The following is a 19,483-nucleotide window of genomic DNA, read 5'->3' on the forward strand; positions in this document are numbered from 1 at the left end:
CTCAGTGGGCCCGGCGGCGCGGCGCCGGACGATGCGCCCGCACCCGCATCACGACGTCGAAATAGGCGCCGCTCCGATCGGCCGGGTGCGGCTGCCGGGTTCCGCAGGTGCGGCAGACGAGAAGCGCCGCCGTCTTCCGCCGCGTCGCCGCACACGGGGTGGCGACCGGAGCCAGCGCTTCGTCGCAGACGGCGCACAGCGCGGGCGATGACATCGTGTCGTCGGGGGTCGACATCGACCTGGTCCTTTCGCGAACCACCCACCAGCATCAGGGTCGGAAGTGAATCATCCTCCTCGTATGGCGAAAATCGGGATCAGCCCGCTTCGTAGGATTGCGAAGTGGTTAACCGGCGACGGGAGGAACGCCCTACCTCCCGGCGGGCGCGCAGGGGCGCGCGCCCGCTTTGCATGACAAGGCGGCGGTCGTGGGGCGGCCGCCCGCCGCGGATCAGAACCGCAGCGTGGCGAAGGCGCGAAAGCTGCGGCCCGGCAGCAGGACCTCGTCCTTGCGGAACGACACGCTGTTGCGGATGTCGTCGTTCAGGAGATTGTCGCCGACCGCGCCGACCGTGAAGCCGGTGAAGGGCGAGCGCGGATCGAGGATCTTGCCGGTGTAGCTCAGCTCCGCCTTGAGCTGGTTGTAGCCGGGCGTGGCGGTCTCGTTCTCGCCGGGGTCGTCCTGGGCGAAGGCATGGATGAAGTTGACGCGGGCGAGCCAGTTGGCGTCGCGCCACGAGAGGCCGCCGCCGAGCCGCATCGGCGGGATGCGCGGCACGTTGGTGCCGTCCGTGAAGGTGGCGCGCAGATAATCGTACTGTCCCTCCACCGTGACGATGCCGCCGAAGAGCTGCGCCACGTCGACCTGCGAGTACAGCTCGACGCCGCGGAAGTCCGCGTCGAGCTGGGTGTAGGTGACCTGCAGGAACTCGCCGTCCGGGTCGCCGCAGGTGTCGAACTCCTCGCCGCAGCGGTTGCCGGTGAACTGACGGAAGATGTAGCCGTCGAAATAGCGCCAGTAGGCGTTGGCCTCGAAGCGCCACATGCCGGTCTGCTTCTTGAACCCGAGCTCGACGGCGTTCATCTTCTCCTTCTTCAGGTTGGCGTCGCCGATCTCGAACGTGCCGGTGGCGTCGTGGGCGCCCTTGGCGTAGAGCTCGAGCGGTCCCGGCGCGCGCTCCTTGTGCTCGAGCGTCAGGCTCGCCGTCACGTCCCACGGCAGATCCTTCACCAGCGCGGCGCTGACGCTGACCGGCAGGAAGTCGCGCGACGTGTCCGCCGAGGTGATGTCGGCGGGCGGCAGCAGCGCCGAGAACGTCGTCGCAGTGCCGTCGACCTTCACGTACTCGATGCGACCGGCCGCGACGACCGACCAGGTCGGTGCGAAACGGAGCTGCTCGAGCGCGTAGGCGGCGGCCCGGTTCGTGGTGCTCGGGCCGATCAGTCCGCCCGCCTCGCCGGCGCTGTCGATGTCGCGATGGCCCGTGTCGGCACCGATCACGCCGGTGAGCAGGCCGAGCCCGGTCACGACCGGCACGTGGGCCAGCTCGGCCCGCGCCTCCTGCTGGCGGTTGACGAAGGTCGCCCGGACGGCGTCCACCCCGTCCTCGCCGAGACCGATCTCGTCGTGCTTGTAGTTGGTGGCGCCGACCCACCAGCGGAACGCCTCGAACGGACCGCCGTCCATGCGCCACTCGCCGCGGCCCGTGACCTTGGTCTGGTTCATCTTGATGCGCGTGTCGTTCTCCGCGCTCTCGGTGCCGGGGACGTGATAGAGGCTCTCGTAGTGCTGGATCGCGAAGCCGGCGAAGCCGTTGTCGAAAAAGCGCGTGACGCCCGCGGACTCGCCGCTGTTGTTCAGCTTGCTGTTGAGCTGAACGCCGCCCGGGATCTGATAGTCGAGCGCGCGGCGGCCGAAGGCGTCCACATGGACCACGGTGTTGCCGTGGGCGGCGTCGAGCAGGATGGCGCCGTCGTAGCTCTTGTCCACGGTGGCGGCGGAGCCGCGGATCTCGCCGTGGATGCCCTGCTGCGGGAGCACGTCGGGGATGCGGTCGTTGGAGGCGCTGGCGATGCCGCCGATCGCCTGCGACGAGTAGCGCAGCGTGCCGGGGCCCCGGATGATCTCGATCTTCTTCGACGCCAGGGGGTCGATCGGCACGCCGTGGTCCTCGCCGAGATCCGACACGTCGTGCGATCCGATGCCGTTCTCCTGGACCCGCACCCGCACCGATTCGAGGCCGCGGATCACCGGCCGGCTGGCGCCGGGCGCGAAGGTGGTCGAGGTGACGCCGGGGCGGGTGAACAGCACGTCGCCGAGCTGGGCGGCCGGGTCGCGGATGATCTGGCTCTCGGTCGCCGTGGTGGCGGGTCCGGTCGAGGTGGCCTGCACGCCGGCCGGCGTTCCCTGCAGGGCGGTGGTCACCGGCTCGTTCCAGCGTGGTCCGGACGGCACCGCGGGCGCCGCGACCGCGGCCGCGGGGGCCGGGGTCGCGGTCGCCGCGGGCGCGGGTCGCGGGCGGGGACGCGCGCGCACCGTGGGGGCAGGCTTGGGCCGCGGCTTCGGCTGTGCCACCGTGACGGCGGGCAGGTCGCCCGCCGTCTGTGCGAGGCCCTCGCCGCCGAGAACGAGCATGCTGGCGGCTCCGAGGAGCCAGAGACGAGCGACCTTCATTTTCCGGGTTCCCTGCATCGAACTTGTTATGTTATTACGTTTGGCATGACCCTGCTCGTCAACGGCAGTGTGCGGCCTCTGCGCCGATCGGCGCCCTGCTGTGATCGAGTCGACACACCCCCGACCGCCGGCCCCGCCGGTGGCATTTCTGCGCGTCCGGCTTTCCCATGACCCTCACTGCGCAACGGGACGAGCCGGCCGCTCCAGCGCCCGGCGACACGACGCACTGGCGCGCCGCCGTCCTGCTCGCGATCGCCCTGCATGCGGCGGTGGCCGGCGCCCTGTTCGCGCGTCCGGCGGCACCCCCGCCGGCCGAGGACGGCGGCGCCCCGGTGATCGTCATCGAGCTCGCCGTCGTCGCGGCGGCCCCCGAGGCGGCGCCGGCCGACCTCGCCCCCGGCCCGACCGCCGAATCGGCCGCCGAGACGCCGCCGCCCCTCGAGCCCCCGCCCGCCGCCGAGGTCACCCCGCCCGACCCGCCGCCGGAACCGCCGGCCGAGACCCCGCCGGCGGAGACGATCGAGCCGCCGCCGCAGCCGGAGAAGCCGCCGGAGCCGGAGAAGCCGATCGACCCGGACGGCATCCCGGAGCCCGACCGGCCGCCGCCCCCGCCTCCTCCGCCACCGCCGCCCGCGGCCGAGGAGCCGCCGGCCGCCACGGCACCGCCGAGCGCCGCGCAGCCGGCCCCGAAGCCCGCCGCGGCCGCCCCCGGCAGCGTGGCGCAGGTGCCGCCGGCGGTCGTCACCCGCTGGCAGACCCTGCTGCTGGCCGAGCTGAACCGGAAGAAGCGCTATCCGGCGGCGGCGCGCGGCCGCGCCGGCACGGCCCGGGTCGCCTTCACGATCGACCACGATGGCCGGGTCGTCAGCCGGTCGATCGCGACGAGCTCGGGCTCGCCGGCGCTCGACGCCGAGGCACTCGCCCTGCTCGACCGCGCCTCGCCGCTGCCGGTGCCGCCGGCCGAGCTCGCCGCGGCGGCGCTGTCCTTCGTGGTGCCGATCCGCTTCACCGCGGCCAGCGGCGCATCCAGCGGCGGTCGATCCAATCCTTGAGACGCCACAGCCAGGCGCCTTCCGCCGCGAAGGCGCCGCGCGAGGCGACCGCCCGGCCGTCGCCGGTCGCGATCAGCGCCAGATGGCGGCGCTGCGGCCGCCATGGGCGCAGCGGCTCGCCGCGCGCCCGCGCCCGCAGGTTGGCGGCGAGCGGCGGCCCGGCCCGCACCGCGTAGACGCCGGCCTTCTCGCGCGGCGTCTCCATCAGGGCGGCGCAGTCGCCGGCCGCGAAGACGTCGGGGTCGCCGACCGACTGGAGCGTCGGCCCGACCGCGACGAAGCCGCCGGAGTCGAGCGCGAGGCCGGTGTCGGCGAGCCAGCGCGGCGCCGCCGCGTGGGTCGTCACCAGCACGGCGTCGGCCGGGATGCGGTCGCCGGTGTCGGCGACGATCGCGTCCTGCCGGACCGCCGCGACGCTCCAGTGCTCGTAGAGGACGACGCCGTGCGCGGCGAGCGCCCGGCGCAGCGCCGCCTGCACCCGCGCATTGTGGGTGGCGAGCAGCGTCCCGGCGGTCACCAGGGCGAAGCCGAGCCGGCCCGGATCGCGGCCGTCCTCGGCGGCGTCGGCGACGAGGCGGGCGCGCAGCGCGAGCATCAGCTCGACCCCGCCGGCACCGCCGCCGACCACGACGATCCGCCGCGGCCTGCCCGGCCCCCGGCAGCGCTCCCGCAGCGCCTCGACCTTCTCCAGCAGGCGGCCGATCGGCTTGACGGCGATCGCGTGGGTGGCGGCGCCGTCGATCGCCGCGAGATCGGGGCAGATGCCGACGTCGAGCGAGACGAGCCCGTAAGGGAGCGGCGGCCCGGCCGCGAGCCGGACCCGCCGGGCGGCGCGGTCGAGACCGACGGCACTGTCGTGAACCAGCCGGGCGCCGGCCCGCGCGGCGAGCGGAGCGAGCGCGACATGCGCCTCCGCGGCCGTGTAGCGGCCGGCGACGACGCCCGGCACCATGCCCGAATAGGGCGTCGCGAGATCGCGGGTGACGAGGGTCAGCCGGACGCCGGGCTCCGGTCGCGCCGCGAAGGCGCCGAGCACCTGGACATGGGCGTGGCCGCCGCCGACCAGCACGAGGTCGAGCGGCTCTCGGGCGTCTGGCTCTGGCATGCCGCGAGCCTAGCACGCCGGCCGGCCGCGACCCCGGCCCGGATCAGAATTCGTCGCGACGCCTCACGCCTTCTCGAAGCGGATCGGCTGGGCGCCCTCCCACAGGGCGAGCTTGCCGAGCTCCGGCAGCTTGTCGAGGTTCGACGTGATGGTGACGAAGTGGTTGCCGGCGAGCTGGCCGACCTTGCTGGCGAAACGCACGCCGCCATAGGCGAGCAGGATCTCGGTCTCGCTGAGGCCGCCCGGATAGAGGATGAACTGGCCCGGCGCCGGGAAGCTCGTGTGGTTCTCGTAGTCGACCCCGAACGAGTAGTCGCCGAGCGGGATCCACACGCCCTCGCCGCTCCAGCGGACATGCACCACCTTGCTGACATAGGGCATGCGGCTCTCGAACGCCGCGCAGGTCTTGGGCGCGGCGGCGCGCTCGAACCGCGCGTCGAACGTGAAGGGACCGGCAGTGATCTTCAGGAGGTCGCTCATCTGGGGGCTCGAATCCGTGCAGGCTGGAAAAAGTCGAAGGTCGGGCGTGCGCCGACGGCGCCGCGTGGGTCCCGCTTGGTAGCGGACCTCGGGCCGCGATGCCAGCCCCGCCGCCGCCCGCGCTTGAGGCGGGCCGGTCCGCACTGGTAGACCTCGACCGGACGACGAGGATCCTCGCATGAACCCACGCGGCGACACCTGGATGGCCCTGTTCCCGCCGCTCGCCGGTCTGCCGGAGGCGGAGCGCGGGATGCTGGCCACGCGCGCCGCGGCGGCGGCCCTGCCGGCCGGCACCACGGTGTTCGAGCCGCAGCAGGCGTGCGGGGCGTTCCTGTTCGTCACCCGCGGCAGCGTGCGGGTCTACCAGCTCGACCAGGACGGCAACGAGATCGTGCTCTACCGGCTCGGTCCGGGCAGCATCTGCATCCTCACCACCATGGCGCTGCTCGCCGCCGACCGCTACAGCGCCTATGCGGTGACCGAGACCGAGGTCGAGGCCGTCGCCCTGCCGGGCCCCACCTTCGACGACCTGATGGGCCGCTCGCCGCGCTTCCGCGGCTTCGTGTTCCTGGCGCATGCGGAGCGGATGGCCGACCTCATGCGGGTGATTCAGAACGTCACCTTCGAATCGATCGAATCCCGCCTCGCCGCCCGCCTGCTCGCGCTCGCCGCCGACCGCGGCACGCTCTCGATCACGCATCAGCAGCTCGCCGCCGAGATCGGCAGTGCCCGCGAGGTGGTGAGCCGCCATCTGAAGGCGTTCGAGCGGCGCGGTTGGGTGTCGCTGGCGCGCAACCGCATCGAGGTGAGGAACGCCGCCTCCCTGCGCGGCGCCGCCGGCGACGCCGACGCGTGATCGTTTCGTCGCAGCCGTCCGAAAAACCGCGACGGCACGCGCCGAGCTGCGCTACAATGCCACCATCGGAGAGATCGCTGTCACGGTGACGGCGAAGGGATCCCTCGTCACCGTGACTTCGTCACAGACGACAGGCGCCGATGCGCCTACGTCTCCGCCTCATCGAATTGCATCGAACCGAGCGAGGGACAAGGACATGACGAAGAACATGGGAATGATGGACCGCGCGATCCGCGCCATCGTCGGACTGGGCCTGGTCTACTGGGCGCTGACCGGCGGGCCCGTGTGGGCCTGGATCGGCCTTCTGCCGCTGTTCACCGCGGCCGTCGCCTACTGCCCGGCCTACACGGTGTTCGGCATCAGCACCTGCCCGGCCACCAAGAGCTGATCGGCTCCGCGCCTATCACCGGAGACGCCCACGACCGCCGGACGGGTCCATCCCCCCGTTCGGCGATTGTCGTTTTTGCACAGTCGTTATTGCACAGTCATTTTCGTACTGTCGTTTTCGCGCGGTCGTTGTTCGATCTGTCGCGTCCGACACCGTCGCACCGTGCTCTGTCGGACGGCTCGCGCCTGCCACCGGCGACGTGATGCCGGTGCCGCGTGCCCTCGGGACGTGACGGTTGTCGCGCGCGCGACACACCTCCGGTGCCCCCGACACGATGCATCGCGCCGGGGTCCGGAGACGGCCAGCCCGCAGATCAGCCGCAGCCGCAGCTGCAGCCGCCCTCGCGGCCGTGACCGTGGTCGTGGTCGTGGTCGTGACCATGATCGTGACACTGCGCGGCGGCGGCCGCGAGCGTGCCGGCCGCCCAGCGGGCGACCGCGGTCGCCGGATCGCGTTCCGTCGTGAGCACCGCCTGCACCCCGTGCTCGGCGAGGCGCCGGACGAAGCCGGCGCCGGCGCTGCCGGCGATCACGGCCTTCACCTGGAAGAGCGGGTGCGGCCCGTCGCAGCGAAACTCGTGGATGGTGAGATCGCCGGGCAGGTCGAGGCGTGCGACCTCGCGCGGCGGCACGCCGTCGTCCGCCTCGAACACCAGGAAGCGGCTCGCCTTGCCGGCATGCCCCGTCACGTTCTGGAAGTCGTCGCTCGCCACCGCGACACGCATCTCGTCACCTCACGCTTCGCCGATCCGGATGGTGGTGTCGTCCACGAAGGCGTAGGGCGGCACCGGAAGATTGGTCGCGGCCGGCCCGTGACGGACGCGGCCGGACGCGTCGTACTGCGAGCCGTGGCACGGGCAGAACCAGCCGCCCCAGTCGCCCTGCTTGCCGAGCGGGATGCAGCCGAGATGCGTGCAGCTCGCATAGACGACGAGCCACTGCGCCTTGCCGGCCTTCACGCGGTCGGCGTCGGACTGCGGATCCATCAGGTCGGAGAGCCTGGTGGCCTCCTCCTTGGCGATCTCGTCCGGGGTGCGGTGGCGGATGAAGATCGGCTTGCCGCGCCAGATGAGGCTGATGATCTGGCCTTCCGCGATCGGCGCCAGGCTGACCTCGATCGGCACGCCCGAGGCGATGGTCTCGCGATCGGGATTCATCTGGGCGATCAGCGGCCACGCGGCCGCGCCGACCCCGATGGCACCGACCGCGCCGGTGGCGAGAAAGAGGAAGTCGCGACGACTCTGATCGGGTGCTGCAATGCTGGTCATGGCACAAGTCCTCGTGCGGCGCGCGAAGCACCGAAAATCATGCGGAGTGATGCATGCTATGTAATAACGTGCATATGTTCCGTCAACCGCAACACTTCGTTATGGCCCATAGCCGCGCGCCGGAGTCGCCGGCTGATCTGGATCAACGACGCGCCTCGCGCGGCCGACCCAAGGTGCGGCCAACCAGTCCCACAGCACGGGGGGAAAGCGTCGTGCCAGCCCTTCTGCGGATCGTGGCGCTCGCCGGATCGCTGCTTCTCTCCGTCCAGGCGTTCGCCGGTCCGATCGTCGACGCGGCCCAGGTGGCCGAGGCGATCGCCCGCGGGGCGATCGTGTGGGACGCGCGTGACGCGACATCGTTCCGCCAGGCGCACCTCCCCGGCGCCGTGACCGTGGCCGAGACGGAGCGCGCGCTGCGGCTTCCGACCGTCCAGGAGTTCAACGAGCTGATGCGGGTCGAGCGCGCCTTCTCGGACGCCGGGCTCGACCTCGGCCGCGAGATCGTCGTCTACGCCAACCGCGGCAGCCCGCTCGCCTACGCGGCCTTCGCGGCCGCGCAGTATTTCGGCGCCCGCAAGGTCAGCGTGTTCCACGACGGCATCGAAGGCTGGCACGACTCCGGCCGCGCCATCGAGACCGGCGACGGCCGGCGCACGCCCGCCGCGGTGCGGATCGCACCCGACCCGCGCCTGTCGATCACCACCGACGAGCTGAAGGCGCGCGTCGGCCGGCCCGACGTGCAGATCGTCGACGTCCGCACGCCGGCCGAGTATGCGGGGCGCGACATCCGCGCGGCCCGCGGCGGCCACATCCCGGGCGCCGTGAGCATCCCCTACGAATGGAACTGGGTCGATCCCGACGCCAACGCCAAGCTCGTCCGCCGCCAGGTGGCCGATACCCGCGGCATGGCGCTGAAGCCGCGCGTCGAGCTGCGCCGGCTCTATGCCGGGCTCGACCCGCGCAAGGAGACGATCGTCTACTGCCAGACCGGCGGCCGCGCCTCCGAAACCTTCGGGGTGCTGAAGGAGCTCGGCTTCGAGACGGTGCGGCTGTACAAGCACTCCTGGTCGGTGTGGGCGTCGCGGCCCGACACCCCGGTCGCGACCGGCGACGGGCCGCAGACCTGCTGCGCCACCGGCCCGCTGCCGGCCGCCCAGCAGCCGGTGCACTGACGACGCGGATTCCGTTTCTCCCTCCGGCCGCGACTCCCCTAAAGTCTCCGTCCCGCCGGCCGGAGACCGCATGGATTCGAAGCCCCCCGACACGCCGCGCTCCGGGCCGGCGATCCTGGCCGCGCTCGCCGCCCTGTTCGTCGGGGTCGGGCTGGCGCGCTTCGCGTACACGCCGCTGCTGCCCGCCGTGGTGGCGGCCGGCTGGTTCGGGCCGGACCAGGCCGCCTATCTGGGCGCCGCCAATCTCGGCGGCTACCTGGTCGGCGCCCTCGCCGGACGCCGGCTCGCGGCGCGCGCCTCGCGCGCCGCCCCGACCCTGATGCTGGTGACGGGCGCGACCTTCGTGGCCTGCGCGGCGCCCCTGCCCTTCGCCTGGTTCGTCGGCTGGCGCTTCGTCTCCGGCCTCACCGGCGGCGCCCTGATGGTGATCGCGGCGCCGGCCGCCCTGCGGGTGGTACCGCCGGCACGGCGGGGCCTCGCCGGCGGGCTGATCTTCGCCGGCGTCGGCCTCGGCATCGCCGGCTCCGGCCTGCTGGTGCCGCAGCTGCTGAAGATCGGCCTCGGCGAGACCTGGGCGGCGATCGGCCTCCTCGCCGTCGTCGTGACGCTCGCCACCTGGCGCGGCTGGCCGACCGACGTTCAGCCGCCCCGCGAGAGCGCGGCGGCCGCCGCCGCAGCCGGCCCGTGGCCGCCGTCCGCCACGATGCTGATCGTCGTCTACGGCGTGATCGCCGCCGGCCTGGTGCCCCACATGGTGTTCCTGGTCGACTTCATCGCCCGCGGCCTGGGCGCCGGCATCACGGCGGGCTCGACCTGGTGGGCCGTGTTCGGGGCGAGCGCCACGGTGGGGCCGGCGATCTTCGGGGCGCTCGCCGACCGCATCGGCTTCGGCCGCGCGCTCGCCTTCGCGCTGACCCTGCAGATCGGCGCGATCGGCATCCTGCTGGTGTCGAGCGGACCGCTGGCCCTCGCCGTCACCAGCATCGTGGTCGGCGCCTATGTGCCGGGCTCGGCGCCGCTGGTGCTCGGGCGCCTGCGCGAGATCTTCCACGATCCGGCCCGCCAGCAGCTGGCCTGGAGCCGCGGCACCGTGGTGTTCTCGCTCGGCCAGGCGGCCGGCGCCTGGCTGCTCTCGGTGGTCTTCGCCCACACGGGCGACCACCGCGTCCTGTTCGGCTTCGGCGCCGCCGCCTTCGCGACGGCGCTCCTGCTCGACCGGGTGGCGGCGATCCTCGAGGGACGGCGACGCAGCGGCTGAGCGAAACCCCGGCAGCTCATTCCGGGGCGCTGCGAAGCAGCGAACCCGGAATCCAGCCATCCACATCGAGATCGTCTCTGGATTCCGGGTTCGCGAGCCTTCGGCCCGCGCCCCGGAATGACCGCGACCGGCCTCAGTCCTTCTTCGGCGCGATCTGGCCCCAGGCCTCGACGGCGTGCGAGGCGTACATGACGCTCGGGCCGGCGCCCATGTAGACGGCCATGCCGAGCGTCTCCATCAGCTCTTCCTTGGTGGCGCCCTGCTCGATCGCCGCCTTGACGTGGAAGGCGATGCAGTCGTCGCAGCGGATGGCGACGCCGATGGCCAGCGCGATCAGCTCCTTGGTCTTGGTGTCGAGCGCCTTGGGGGCGAGCGCCGCCTGCGCCATCGCCGAGAAGCCCTTCATGACGTCGGGGGCGCCGCCGCGCAGGTCCTTCAGGCTGACGCCCAGCTCCTTCATCAGTTCGGGCCAGTTGGTCTTCACGATTGTTCTCCTGAGTCTTTTCTGAACGATTCTGGCGCCGGCCGTCGGATGACGACCGGTCGCAGGTCACGGCCGGGAGCCGCCGTCCCGGCCGTCCGCCGGGTCACTCGAACGCGCAGCCCGGCCGGATCCCAACCTTCTTGAACACGATAGCGGCCGGACAGAAGCCGGTGAACGCCGCCTGCAGCATATTGGCCCCGACGAAAACGGTGAGCAGCAGCCACCACGGGCTGACGAAGGCGGCGAGCGCGGCGCTGAGAAGAACCATGGTCCCGGCGACGGCCAGCACGGCACGGTCGATGGTCATAGGTAGAGCTCCTGATCTCGGTCCGGCGCCGCGGGACGCGATCGCCTGTTGCGTTCATATCTGCTTTTGCATATATTCGCAACTATGAAAGAACGAGACGCCGATCCCCTGTTCGCGGCCGCCGAGGCGTGCACGCTGCTGCGCGCCCTGGCGAGCCCGCACCGGCTGATGATGGTGTGCGCCATGCTGGAGCGCGAGCGCTCGGTCGGCGAGCTCGCCGAATCGCTCGGCATGCGCATCGCCAACGTGTCCCAGCACCTCACCCTGCTGCGCAAGGACGGGCTCGTGACGGCGCGCCGCGACGGGCAGACCGTCTGGTACGCCATCGCGAGCCCCGCGGCCCGCGACCTCCTCACCGCCCTGCACGGCATCTACTGCGCGGCGGTGCCCGCCGGCCCCTCCGCAGCCCCCGCCCGAAAGCCTGCCCGTACCGTGAAAAGGACCGCCCCATGACCGCGCCCGGGATCGCGCCCGACGCCCCCCGCTCCTGCCGGTTCCGCCGCCGGCCGACCGCGCCGCAGACGCCGCCGCAGCGCCCCGAGCGCCCGGCCGGAGCGCCGGTGCCGCGGCTCGCCGATCCCGGCCTGCCGCGCCTCGGCGACAGGGAGAAGGCGGTGGTGCGGGCCGTGGTGCTGTCGGTCCTGCTCGGCGTGTCGACGACGGCGACGCGCGCCGACACCGTCACGGTCGCGGCGATGCCGGTGCACGACGAGAAGGCCGTGTTCGCCACCGTCGAGAGCGCCAATGTGGTGCCGGCCCGCGCCCGCATCGGCGGCACCGTGGTGCGGCTCGCGGTGAAGTACGGCGACGAGGTGAAGCAGGGCCAGGCGATCGCGACGGTCGGCGACGACAAGCTGATGCTGCAGACCCGCTCGCTCGACGCCCAGATCGCCGGGCTGGAGGCCCAGCTGGCGCAGGCGACCGTCGACCTCGAGCGCACCCAGAGCCTGTTCGACAAGGGCACGGTGGCGCGCTCGCGCCTCGACGAGGTGCGCACCGCCTTCAACGTCGCCGACAACTCGCTGAAGTCGCGCCGGGCCGAGCGCTCGGTGGTCGAGCAGCAGCTCGCCGAGGGCACCGTCCTGGCGCCGACGGCCGGCCGCGTCCTCAAGGTGCCGGTGCTGCCCGGCACCGTGATCCTGGCCGGTGAGACCGTCGCCCAGATCGCCGAGGCGAACTTCGTGCTGCGCCTGCGGGTGCCCGAGCGCCACGCCAAGTTCCTGAAGATCGGCGACCCGGTGCGGATCGACGGCGAGGCGCTCGGCCGGGGCGAGGCCCTGTTTGGCAAGGTGCGGCTGATCTATCCGCAGATCGAGGACGGCCGGGTCGTCGCCGACGCGTCGGTGGAGGGCCTCGGCGACTACTTCGTCGGCGAGCGCATCCGCGTGTGGGTGTCGGCCGGCGAGCGGAGCGCCGTGACGGTGCCGGCCCGGTTCGTCACGACCCGCTTCGGCATCGACTACGTGCATCTCGCCCGCGACGGCGGCACCATCGACGTGCCGGTGCAGCGCGGCCGCACCGTGCAGCGCCCGGGCGAGCCCGCGGCGATCGAGATCCTCTCCGGGCTGGTCCCGGGCGACCGGCTGGTGACGCCGTGAGCGAGCCGGTGACCAACTCCGTGAATCTCGGCATTTCGGGCCGGCTGACCCGCGCGACGATCCGATCTCCGCTGACGCCCTTGTTCCTCATCGCGTCGCTGGTCGCCGGCCTGATGGCCCTGGTGTCGATTCCGCGCGAGGAAGAGCCGCAGATCAGCGTGCCGATGGTCGACATCCACGTCACCGCCGACGGCCTCAAGGCGGCGGACGCGGTCGAGCTCGTCACCAAGCCGCTGGAGACGATCGTCAAGAGCATCGACGGGGTCGAGCACGTCTACAGCCAGACCCAGGACGACCGGGTGATGGTGATGGCGCGCTTCCTGGTCGGCACCAAGTCCGAGGACGCGATTCTTCGCGTCCACGAGAAGCTGCGGGCGAACTACGACCGCATCCCGGCCGGCATTCCCGAGCCCCTGGTGGTCGGCCGCGGCATCAACGACGTCGCCATCATGGTGCTGACGCTCGCCCCCAAGCCCGGGGCGGCCGACCGCTGGACCGACAAGGACCTCTACGAGCTCGCCGACAAGCTGCGCGCCGAGCTGATGAAGGTCGACGATGTCGGCCTCACCTACATGGCGGGCGGCAACCCGCAGCAGATCCGGGTCGAGCCGGACCCCGAGAAGCTCGCGCTCTACGGCGTGACGCTGTCGCAGCTGGTCGGCAAGGTGAAGAACGCCAACCGCTCCTTCATGGCCGGCAGCGTCCGCGACGGCGGCGGCATGCGCACCGTCGCGGCCGGCCAGACCCTCATGGGCGTGCCCGACATCGGCCTGCTGCTGGTGACGACGCGCGACAATCGCCCCGTCTACGTCCGCGACCTCGCCTCGGTGGTGATCGGACCGAGCCCGCGCGAATCGCGGGTGTGGATGGACATGCCGGGCACCGACCGCAAGGACTGGGCCCGCACCCCGGCCGTCAGCGTCGCCTTCGCCAAGCGGGCTGGCGCCAACGCCGTCACGGTCTCGGCCGACCTGCTGGCCCGGCTCGACAACGCCAGGACGCGGCTGATCCCGGACGACGTCACCGTCACGGTGACGCGCGACTACGGCGAGACGGCGAGCGAGAAGGCGGACGAGCTGTTCTTCCATCTCGGCCTGGCGACCGTCTCCATCGTCGTGCTGATCGCGCTGGCGATCGGCTGGCGCGAGGCGCTGGTGACCGCGATCGTCATCCCGACCACCATCCTGCTCACCCTCTTCGCCGCCAACCTAATGGGCTACACCATCAACCGGGTCAGCCTGTTCGCGCTCATCTTCGCGATCGGCATCCTGGTCGACGACGCCATCGTGATGGTGGAGAACATCGCCCGCCACTGGGGCATGGCGGACGGACGCGACCGCGAGCGCGCCGCCGTCGAGGCGGTCGCCGAGGTCGGCAACCCGACCGTGATCGCCACCCTCACGGTGGTCGCGGCGCTGCTGCCGATGCTGTTCGTCTCGGGCATGATGGGCCCCTACATGGCGCCGATCCCGATCAACGCCTCGGCCGCCATGCTGTTCTCGTTCTTCGTCGCCGTCGTGGTGGCGCCCTGGCTGATGCTGAAGCTGGCCCCCCGCGGCGCCGTCGCGGGACATGCGCACGGCCACGACGGCGGCAGGCTCGGCCGCGTCTACCGGGCGTTCGCCAGCCCGGTGGTGCGGAACCGGCGCAACGCCTGGATCTTCCTCGGGAGCGTCGGCCTCGCGACCGTCGCGGTGTGCGGCCTGTTCGCCACCCGCAGCGTCACGGTCAAGCTGCTGCCGTTCGACGACAAGTCCGAGCTCGCCGTGCAGCTCGACCTGATCGAGGGGGCGAGCCTGGAGGACACCGAGCGCACCCTGTTCGAGATCGCCGCGGTGGCCCGGACGATCCCCGAGGTGCGCGATCTGCAGGCCTATGCCGGCACCCCGGCCCCGTTCAACTTCAACGGCCTGGTGCGCCACTCCTACATCCGCGAATCGCCCGAGCTGGGCGAGCTGCAGATCAACCTGAGCCCCCGCCACGACCGCAAGCGGCCGAGCCACGCGATCGCGCTGGATCTGCGCGAGAAGCTGAAGACGGTGACGCTGCCGAAGGGCGCCGTCATGAAGGTCAACGAGGTGCCGCCCGGCCCGCCCGTGCTGGCGACCCTGCTGGCCGAGATCTACGGCCCGGATTCCGCCACCCGCCGCGCCGTGGCGCAGGAGATGAAGCGCCTGTTCGCCGAGGTGCCCTACGTGGTCGACATCGACGACTCGATCGGCGCGCCGCGGCCGCGCCTGCGCATCGCCCTCGACCAGGACCGGCTGGAGTTCTTCGGCGTCGAGCAGGGCGACGTCTACGACGCCCTGCAGGCGCTGCTCGGCGGCACCACGGTCGGCTACTCGCACCGCGGCGAGGACCGCAACCCGATCGAGATCGCGGTGCGGCTGCCGAAGACGCGGCTCGCCTGGTCGGAGGCGCTGGCCTCGACCCCGATCCCGGCCAACACGGTGCCGGGCAACAAGGCCTGGGTCGAGCTCGGCGACGTGGTGCGGGTCACCGAGGAGGCCGGCTCGCCACTGGTCTTCCGCCGTGACGGCCGCTTCGCCGACATGGTCCAGGCGGAGCTCGCGGGCGCCTTCGAGGCCCCCATCTACGGCATGCTCGACGTCGGCAAGCGCATCGACGCGCACGACTGGAAGGGCCTGCCCAAGCCCGTCGTCCTGCTGCACGGCCAGCCGGCCGACGAGAGCCGGCCGTCGCTGCTGTGGGACGGCGAGTGGGAGATCACCTATGTCACGTTCCGCGACATGGGGGCGGCGTTCGGGGCCGCGCTGGTCGGCATCTACATCCTCGTGGTCGTGCAGTTCGGCAGCTTCCGGCTGCCGCTGGTGATCCTGACGCCGATCCCGCTCACCCTGATCGGCATCGTGCTCGGCCACTGGCTGCTCGGCGCCGCCTTCACGGCGACCTCGATGATCGGCTTCATCGCGCTCGCCGGCATCATCGTGCGCAACTCGATCCTGCTGGTCGACTTCATCCGGCACGGCGCCGGCCACGGCAAGACCCTGCGCGAGGTGCTGCTGGAGGCCGGGGCGGTGCGGTTCAAGCCGATCCTGCTCACCGCGCTCGCCGCCATGATCGGCGCCGCCACCATCCTGCTCGACCCGATCTTCCAGGGACTCGCGATCTCCTTGCTGTTCGGCCTCGCCTCGTCCACCCTGCTCACCGTCCTGGTGATCCCCGCCATCTATGTCGTCCTGCGCGATGCCGACCGCGTGGTCGGTCCTGCCCCCGCCCCGGACGACGGGCCCTCCCCGGCCCCGACACAGGCTCGTGCCTGACGGAGACCGCAGATGCGTCGTCTCGTGCCTGTCGCCGCCGCCCTGGCGGCCATCGCCGCGGTCGCCGGCGGCGGAGCCTTCTGGCTCCGCAACAGCCCGGTGGCCGTGACGGCCCTCCAGCCGGAGACCGACCTCCCGATCCGCGTGTTCGGGCTCGGAACCGTGGAGGCGCGGGTGCTGAGCCGGACCGGCTTCAAGGTCGCCGGCACGCTCGACCGGCTCGATGCCGACCACGGCGACCTGGTGCGGGCGGGCCAGACGCTCGCCACCATCGACGCCGCCGAGCAGCAGGCCCGCGTCGCCAAGGCGCGTGCCCAGGTGGCGAGCGCCGAGGCGGGCCTGAAGGTGGCGGAGGCCGCCGCCCGCAAGGCGGAGGCGACGCACCGCCAGCGCATGCAGACCAACCGGCGCCGCCAGTCGCTGCTCGAACGCCAGTCGGTGTCGCAGGAGGCGGCCGAGGAGTCGCAGGCCAACGAGGCGATCGCCGGCGCCGACATCCTGGTGACGCAGAGCGAGATCGCCGTCGCGCGCGCGAAGCTCGACGACGCCCGCGCCCAGCTCGCCCAGGATCTCGCGGTGCTCGGCCAGCACGAGCTGAAGGCACCGTTCGATGCCCTGGTGGTGTCGCGCGCCAAGGAGCTCGGCGCCGTGGTGGGCGCCGGCGAGACGCTGTTCACGCTGGTCGATCCGGCGACCGTGTGGATCCTCGCCTACATGGACGAGGCACGCGCCGGCGGCATCGCGGTCGGCCAGCCGGCCGAGATCCGCCTGCGCTCCTTGCCCCAGACCACCTTCCACGGCACCGTGACCCGGGTCGGCATCGAGAGCGACCGCGTCAACGAGGAGCGCCGCATCTACGTCTCCTGCGCCGACTGCCCCAAGGAGTTCCATCTCGGCGAGCAGGCCGAGGTGTTCGTCACCAAGGCGCGGCTCGCCCGCGCCCTGATGGTGCCGGAGAAGGCGATCGCCCGGTTCGACGGCCAGACCGGCCTCGTCTGGACAGTGCGCGACGGCCGGCTCGCGCAGGTGCCGGTGCGCTTCGGCCATCGCAGCCACGACGGCCGGGTGGAGCTGCGCGACGGCCTGCCGGCCGGCGCCGTGGTGCCGGCCGTGGTCGGCGCCGGCGTCCGCGAGGGGCGCGCCGCCACCGTGGAAGGACCGCGCGGATGAATCTCGCGGTCCGCGACATCCGCCACAATCTCGGCCGCTTCCTGCTGACCTGCCTGGGGCTCGGCCTGCTGCTCGCCATCGTGCTGTCGATGCTCGGCATCTATCGCGGCCTGATCGCCGAGTCGCTGACCCTGGCGCGGGCGCCCGAGGTCGACCTCTGGGTGGTCGAGACCAACTCGCGCGGCCCGTTCGCCGAATCCTCGCGGCTGCCCGGCGACACCCGCGAGGCGGTGGCCCGCGTCGCCGGCGTGACCGAGGCCGGCGCCGTGACCTACCAGTCGGTCGAGACCGAGACGGCCGCCGGCAAGCTGCGCCTCTACGTGATCGGCTACGAGCCCGGCCGGCCGGGCGGGCCGACCCGGCTGGTCGACGGACGCCCGATCATCCAGAGCCGCTACGAGGTGGTGGTCGACCGCTCGACCGGGCTCACGGTCGGCGACCGGCTGAAGCTCGGCCGCCGCGAGTTCCGGGTGGTCGGCGTCACGGCCGGCCAGGTGTCGTCGGGCGGCGATCCGGTGGTGTTCATCACGCTGCGCGACTCGCAGAAGCTGCAGTTCGAGCTCGCCCCGCCGGCGGCACGCCGCGAGCTCGCCCGCGGCGGCGGCGAGGCGTCGAGCGACATCGTCAACGCCATCATCGCCCGGATCGATCCCGACGTGCCGGTGGCCGGCGTCGCCGACGGCGTGCGGCGCTGGAAGCATCTCGCGGTGCTGACCCAGGAGGAGCAGGAGACGGTGCTGAGCCGCTCGGTGATCGAGCGGGCGCGCCGGCAGATCGGCCTGTTCACCACGCTGCTGCTGATCGTCTCGACGGTCATCATCGCGCTGATCATCTACACGCTGACCATCGACAAGACCAAGGAGATCGCCACCCTCAAGCTGATCGGGGCGCCCGACCGCACCATCGTCGGCCTGATCCTGCAGCAGGCGCTGGCCATGGGGGCGATCGGCTTCACGTTCGGCGTCGCCTTCATCGTGTCGATGAAGGACAGCTTCCCGCGCCGCGTGGTGGTCGAGGCGCCCGACGTCCTCGCGCTCGGCGCCGTGGTGTTCCTCGTCTGCCTGCTCGCCAGCACGCTCGGGGTCCGGCTCGCCCTCAAGGTCGACCCGGCCACCGCGCTGGCCGGGTGAGGAGCCGGACATGACCCAAGCCGCTCCCCTGATCCGCTTCGCCGACGTGAAGAAGCACTACGGCGAGGGCACGGCGCGGGTCGACGCGCTGCGCGGCGTGTCGTTCGAGATCGGCGCCGGCGAGGTGGTCGGGCTGCGCGGGCCGAGCGGCTCCGGCAAGACCACGGTGCTCAACATCGTCGGCTGCATCCTGGCGCCGTCGGAGGGCGAGCTGACCCTCGCCGGCGCAGCGGTCTATGCGGGAGGGCGCTGGCTGCGCCCCGATCTCCGCCGGCTGCGGCTGGAGACGATCGGCTTCATCTTCCAGTTCCACAACCTGCTGCCGTTCCTCACCTCGACCGACAATGTCGCCCTGGTGCTGCAGCTCGCCGGCGCCTCCGCCGGGACCGCCCGCCGCCGCGCCGGCGAGCTGCTCGACTATCTCGACGTCGGCCACCGGCGCGACGCCTTTCCGTCCCAGCTCTCCGGCGGCGAGGCGCAGCGCGTCGCCATCGCCCGGGCGCTCGCGAACCGGCCGCGCATCATCCTGGCCGACGAGCCGACCGCGGCGCTCGACTCGCAGCGCGCCCAGGTGGTGATGGACCTGCTGCGCCAGGTGGCGCTCGAGCAGGAGGCCGCCATCGTCGTCGTCACCCACGACGACAAGATCGTCGACCGCTTCGACCGCGTCCTGGAGCTGCGCGACGGGCTGCTGGTCTGAGCCGCGGCCCGTTCCGGTGCGACGCGGGTGATCCAGCCGCGCCACCGGGCCGTACTTGCGAGGCCCGCCCTTCCGATCCCCGATCGGCAACAACAAGTGTCAGGAGAGACCCCATGCACTACGTCATCTATGTGAGCCAGGCGACCACCCCGATGGCGGCCGCCGACCTCGAATCGCTGCTGTCGTTCAGCCGCCGCAGCAACACCGACAAGGGCATCACCGGGCTCCTGATCTATCGCTTCTCGCCGGACACCCGCAGCGGCCACTTCATCCAGATGCTGGAGGGCGACGAAGCGGTGGTGCGGGCGCTGTACGACAAGATCCGGCGCGACAAGCGGCACCACACCATCCTGCCGCTCGCCGAGGGCGAGATCCCCGAGCGCATGTTCGGCGAGTGGGCGATGGGCTTCAAGAACGTCGACGACACGCTGATGGCGCGCCTTCCGGGCCATGCCCGGCTCGGCGAGACGAGCTTCGACCCGGAGAGCTTCCGGCACTCGAACGACAAGGCGCTGGAGCTGTTCCGCATCTTCCACGACGCACCGTGAGGCCGTCGCGGGC

The 19,483-nt window shown here is 72.1% G+C and carries 20 protein-coding genes; 12 read left to right on the plus strand and 8 right to left on the minus strand.

All coding sequences use genetic code 11. The features are described from left to right. Position 1: 1 nt before the first annotated feature. Together J2S22_RS11925 and J2S22_RS11930 are read right to left on the minus strand one after the other, a co-directional pair. Positions 2 to 235 carry a hypothetical protein gene (locus tag J2S22_RS11925; protein WP_272776754.1) on the minus strand — a complete coding sequence of 78 codons (234 nt, stop codon included), beginning with the start codon at positions 233 to 235 and terminating at the stop codon, positions 2 to 4. A gap of 213 nt (positions 236 to 448) precedes the next feature. Further along, the gene (locus tag J2S22_RS11930; RefSeq protein ID WP_272776753.1) at positions 449 to 2,632 is read right to left on the minus strand and encodes a TonB-dependent receptor; all 2,184 of its coding nucleotides are present in this window, start codon (positions 2,630 to 2,632) and stop codon (positions 449 to 451) included. Positions 2,633 to 2,838: 206 nt separating this feature from the next. On the opposite strand from J2S22_RS11930, the gene J2S22_RS11935 reads away from it, so the two are divergent. Then, the gene (locus J2S22_RS11935) at positions 2,839 to 3,723 is read left to right on the plus strand and encodes a TonB family protein (RefSeq protein ID WP_272776752.1); all 885 of its coding nucleotides are present in this window, start codon (positions 2,839 to 2,841) and stop codon (positions 3,721 to 3,723) included. Here J2S22_RS11935 and J2S22_RS11940 read toward each other — a convergent pair. Further along, on the minus strand, positions 3,677 to 4,828 hold the full coding sequence (locus J2S22_RS11940) for an FAD-dependent oxidoreductase (RefSeq protein ID WP_272776751.1): 1,152 nt from the start codon (positions 4,826 to 4,828) through the stop codon (positions 3,677 to 3,679). The two genes, J2S22_RS11935 and J2S22_RS11940, sit on opposite strands and share 47 nt — an antisense overlap. Positions 4,829 to 4,891: 63 nt before the next feature. Next, on the minus strand, positions 4,892 to 5,308 hold the full coding sequence (locus J2S22_RS11945) for a DUF3830 family protein (protein WP_272776750.1): 417 nt from the start codon (positions 5,306 to 5,308) through the stop codon (positions 4,892 to 4,894). 178 nt (positions 5,309 to 5,486) lie between these two features. Between J2S22_RS11945 and J2S22_RS11950 the strand changes: the two genes are divergently transcribed. Together J2S22_RS11950 and J2S22_RS11955 are read left to right on the plus strand one after the other, a co-directional pair. Further along, positions 5,487 to 6,164 (plus strand): Crp/Fnr family transcriptional regulator, encoded by a 678-nt coding sequence (locus J2S22_RS11950; protein ID WP_272776749.1) that lies wholly within the window; start codon positions 5,487 to 5,489, stop codon positions 6,162 to 6,164. Positions 6,165 to 6,360: 196 nt separating this feature from the next. Next, complete coding sequence (locus J2S22_RS11955) at positions 6,361 to 6,552, plus strand: YgaP family membrane protein (protein ID WP_272776748.1); 192 nt, start codon at positions 6,361 to 6,363, stop codon at positions 6,550 to 6,552. 313 nt (positions 6,553 to 6,865) lie between these two features. Here the strand turns inward: J2S22_RS11955 and J2S22_RS11960 are convergent, their stop codons facing one another. Both J2S22_RS11960 and petA read right to left on the minus strand, forming a co-directional pair. Beyond that, on the minus strand, positions 6,866 to 7,276 hold the full coding sequence (locus J2S22_RS11960) for a NifB/NifX family molybdenum-iron cluster-binding protein (RefSeq protein WP_272776747.1): 411 nt from the start codon (positions 7,274 to 7,276) through the stop codon (positions 6,866 to 6,868). A 9-nt stretch (positions 7,277 to 7,285) separates the two neighbouring features. Continuing rightward, on the minus strand, positions 7,286 to 7,819 hold the full coding sequence (gene petA / locus J2S22_RS11965) for a ubiquinol-cytochrome c reductase iron-sulfur subunit (protein WP_272776746.1): 534 nt from the start codon (positions 7,817 to 7,819) through the stop codon (positions 7,286 to 7,288). Positions 7,820 to 8,031: 212 nt separating this feature from the next. Here petA and J2S22_RS11970 point away from each other — a divergent pair, with 212 nt between their 5' ends. Together J2S22_RS11970 and J2S22_RS11975 are read left to right on the plus strand one after the other, a co-directional pair. Further along, positions 8,032 to 8,991 carry a sulfurtransferase gene (locus J2S22_RS11970; RefSeq protein WP_272776745.1) on the plus strand — a complete coding sequence of 320 codons (960 nt, stop codon included), beginning with the start codon at positions 8,032 to 8,034 and terminating at the stop codon, positions 8,989 to 8,991. A gap of 70 nt (positions 8,992 to 9,061) precedes the next feature. Next, entirely contained in the window at positions 9,062 to 10,249 is a 1,188-nt protein-coding gene (locus J2S22_RS11975; protein WP_272776744.1) for a YbfB/YjiJ family MFS transporter, read from the plus strand. Between the two features lie 133 nt (positions 10,250 to 10,382). Here J2S22_RS11975 and J2S22_RS11980 read toward each other — a convergent pair whose 3' ends face one another. Beyond that, positions 10,383 to 10,733, minus strand: a complete 351-nt coding sequence (locus tag J2S22_RS11980) for a carboxymuconolactone decarboxylase family protein (protein ID WP_111357509.1) — start codon at positions 10,731 to 10,733, stop codon at positions 10,383 to 10,385. A gap of 103 nt (positions 10,734 to 10,836) precedes the next feature. After that, on the minus strand, positions 10,837 to 11,040 hold the full coding sequence (locus J2S22_RS11985) for a YgaP family membrane protein (RefSeq protein ID WP_272776743.1): 204 nt from the start codon (positions 11,038 to 11,040) through the stop codon (positions 10,837 to 10,839). A gap of 84 nt (positions 11,041 to 11,124) precedes the next feature. Here J2S22_RS11985 and J2S22_RS11990 point away from each other — a divergent pair, with 84 nt between their 5' ends. From J2S22_RS11990 to J2S22_RS12020, 7 genes are all read left to right on the plus strand, one after another. Continuing rightward, a complete protein-coding gene (locus J2S22_RS11990; RefSeq protein WP_272776742.1) occupies positions 11,125 to 11,493 on the plus strand; it encodes an ArsR/SmtB family transcription factor in 369 nt (122 codons plus the stop codon). Beyond that, a complete protein-coding gene (locus J2S22_RS11995; RefSeq protein ID WP_272776741.1) occupies positions 11,490 to 12,638 on the plus strand; it encodes an efflux RND transporter periplasmic adaptor subunit in 1,149 nt (382 codons plus the stop codon). Before J2S22_RS11990 ends, J2S22_RS11995 begins: the two co-directional genes overlap by 4 nt. 20 nt (positions 12,639 to 12,658) lie before the next feature. Then, entirely contained in the window at positions 12,659 to 15,922 is a 3,264-nt protein-coding gene (locus J2S22_RS12000) for an efflux RND transporter permease subunit (protein ID WP_272776808.1), read from the plus strand. Between the two features lie 12 nt (positions 15,923 to 15,934). Beyond that, on the plus strand, positions 15,935 to 17,092 hold the full coding sequence (locus J2S22_RS12005; protein ID WP_272776740.1) for an efflux RND transporter periplasmic adaptor subunit: 1,158 nt from the start codon (positions 15,935 to 15,937) through the stop codon (positions 17,090 to 17,092). Further along, complete coding sequence (locus tag J2S22_RS12010) at positions 17,089 to 18,222, plus strand: ABC transporter permease (RefSeq protein WP_272776739.1); 1,134 nt, start codon at positions 17,089 to 17,091, stop codon at positions 18,220 to 18,222. The genes J2S22_RS12005 and J2S22_RS12010 overlap by 4 nt, the downstream gene beginning before the upstream one ends. Positions 18,223 to 18,232: 10 nt before the next feature. After that, positions 18,233 to 18,922: an ABC transporter ATP-binding protein gene (locus J2S22_RS12015; protein ID WP_272776738.1), complete on the plus strand. Its 690-nt coding sequence runs from the start codon at positions 18,233 to 18,235 to the stop codon at positions 18,920 to 18,922. A 113-nt stretch (positions 18,923 to 19,035) separates the two neighbouring features. Next, on the plus strand, positions 19,036 to 19,470 hold the full coding sequence (locus J2S22_RS12020; protein WP_272776737.1) for a BLUF domain-containing protein: 435 nt from the start codon (positions 19,036 to 19,038) through the stop codon (positions 19,468 to 19,470). Positions 19,471 to 19,483: the final 13 nt, after the last annotated feature.

It is taken from the genome of Rhodoplanes tepidamans (genome assembly GCF_030813915.1).
Taxonomy (GTDB): Bacteria; Pseudomonadota; Alphaproteobacteria; order Rhizobiales; family Xanthobacteraceae; genus Rhodoplanes; species Rhodoplanes tepidamans.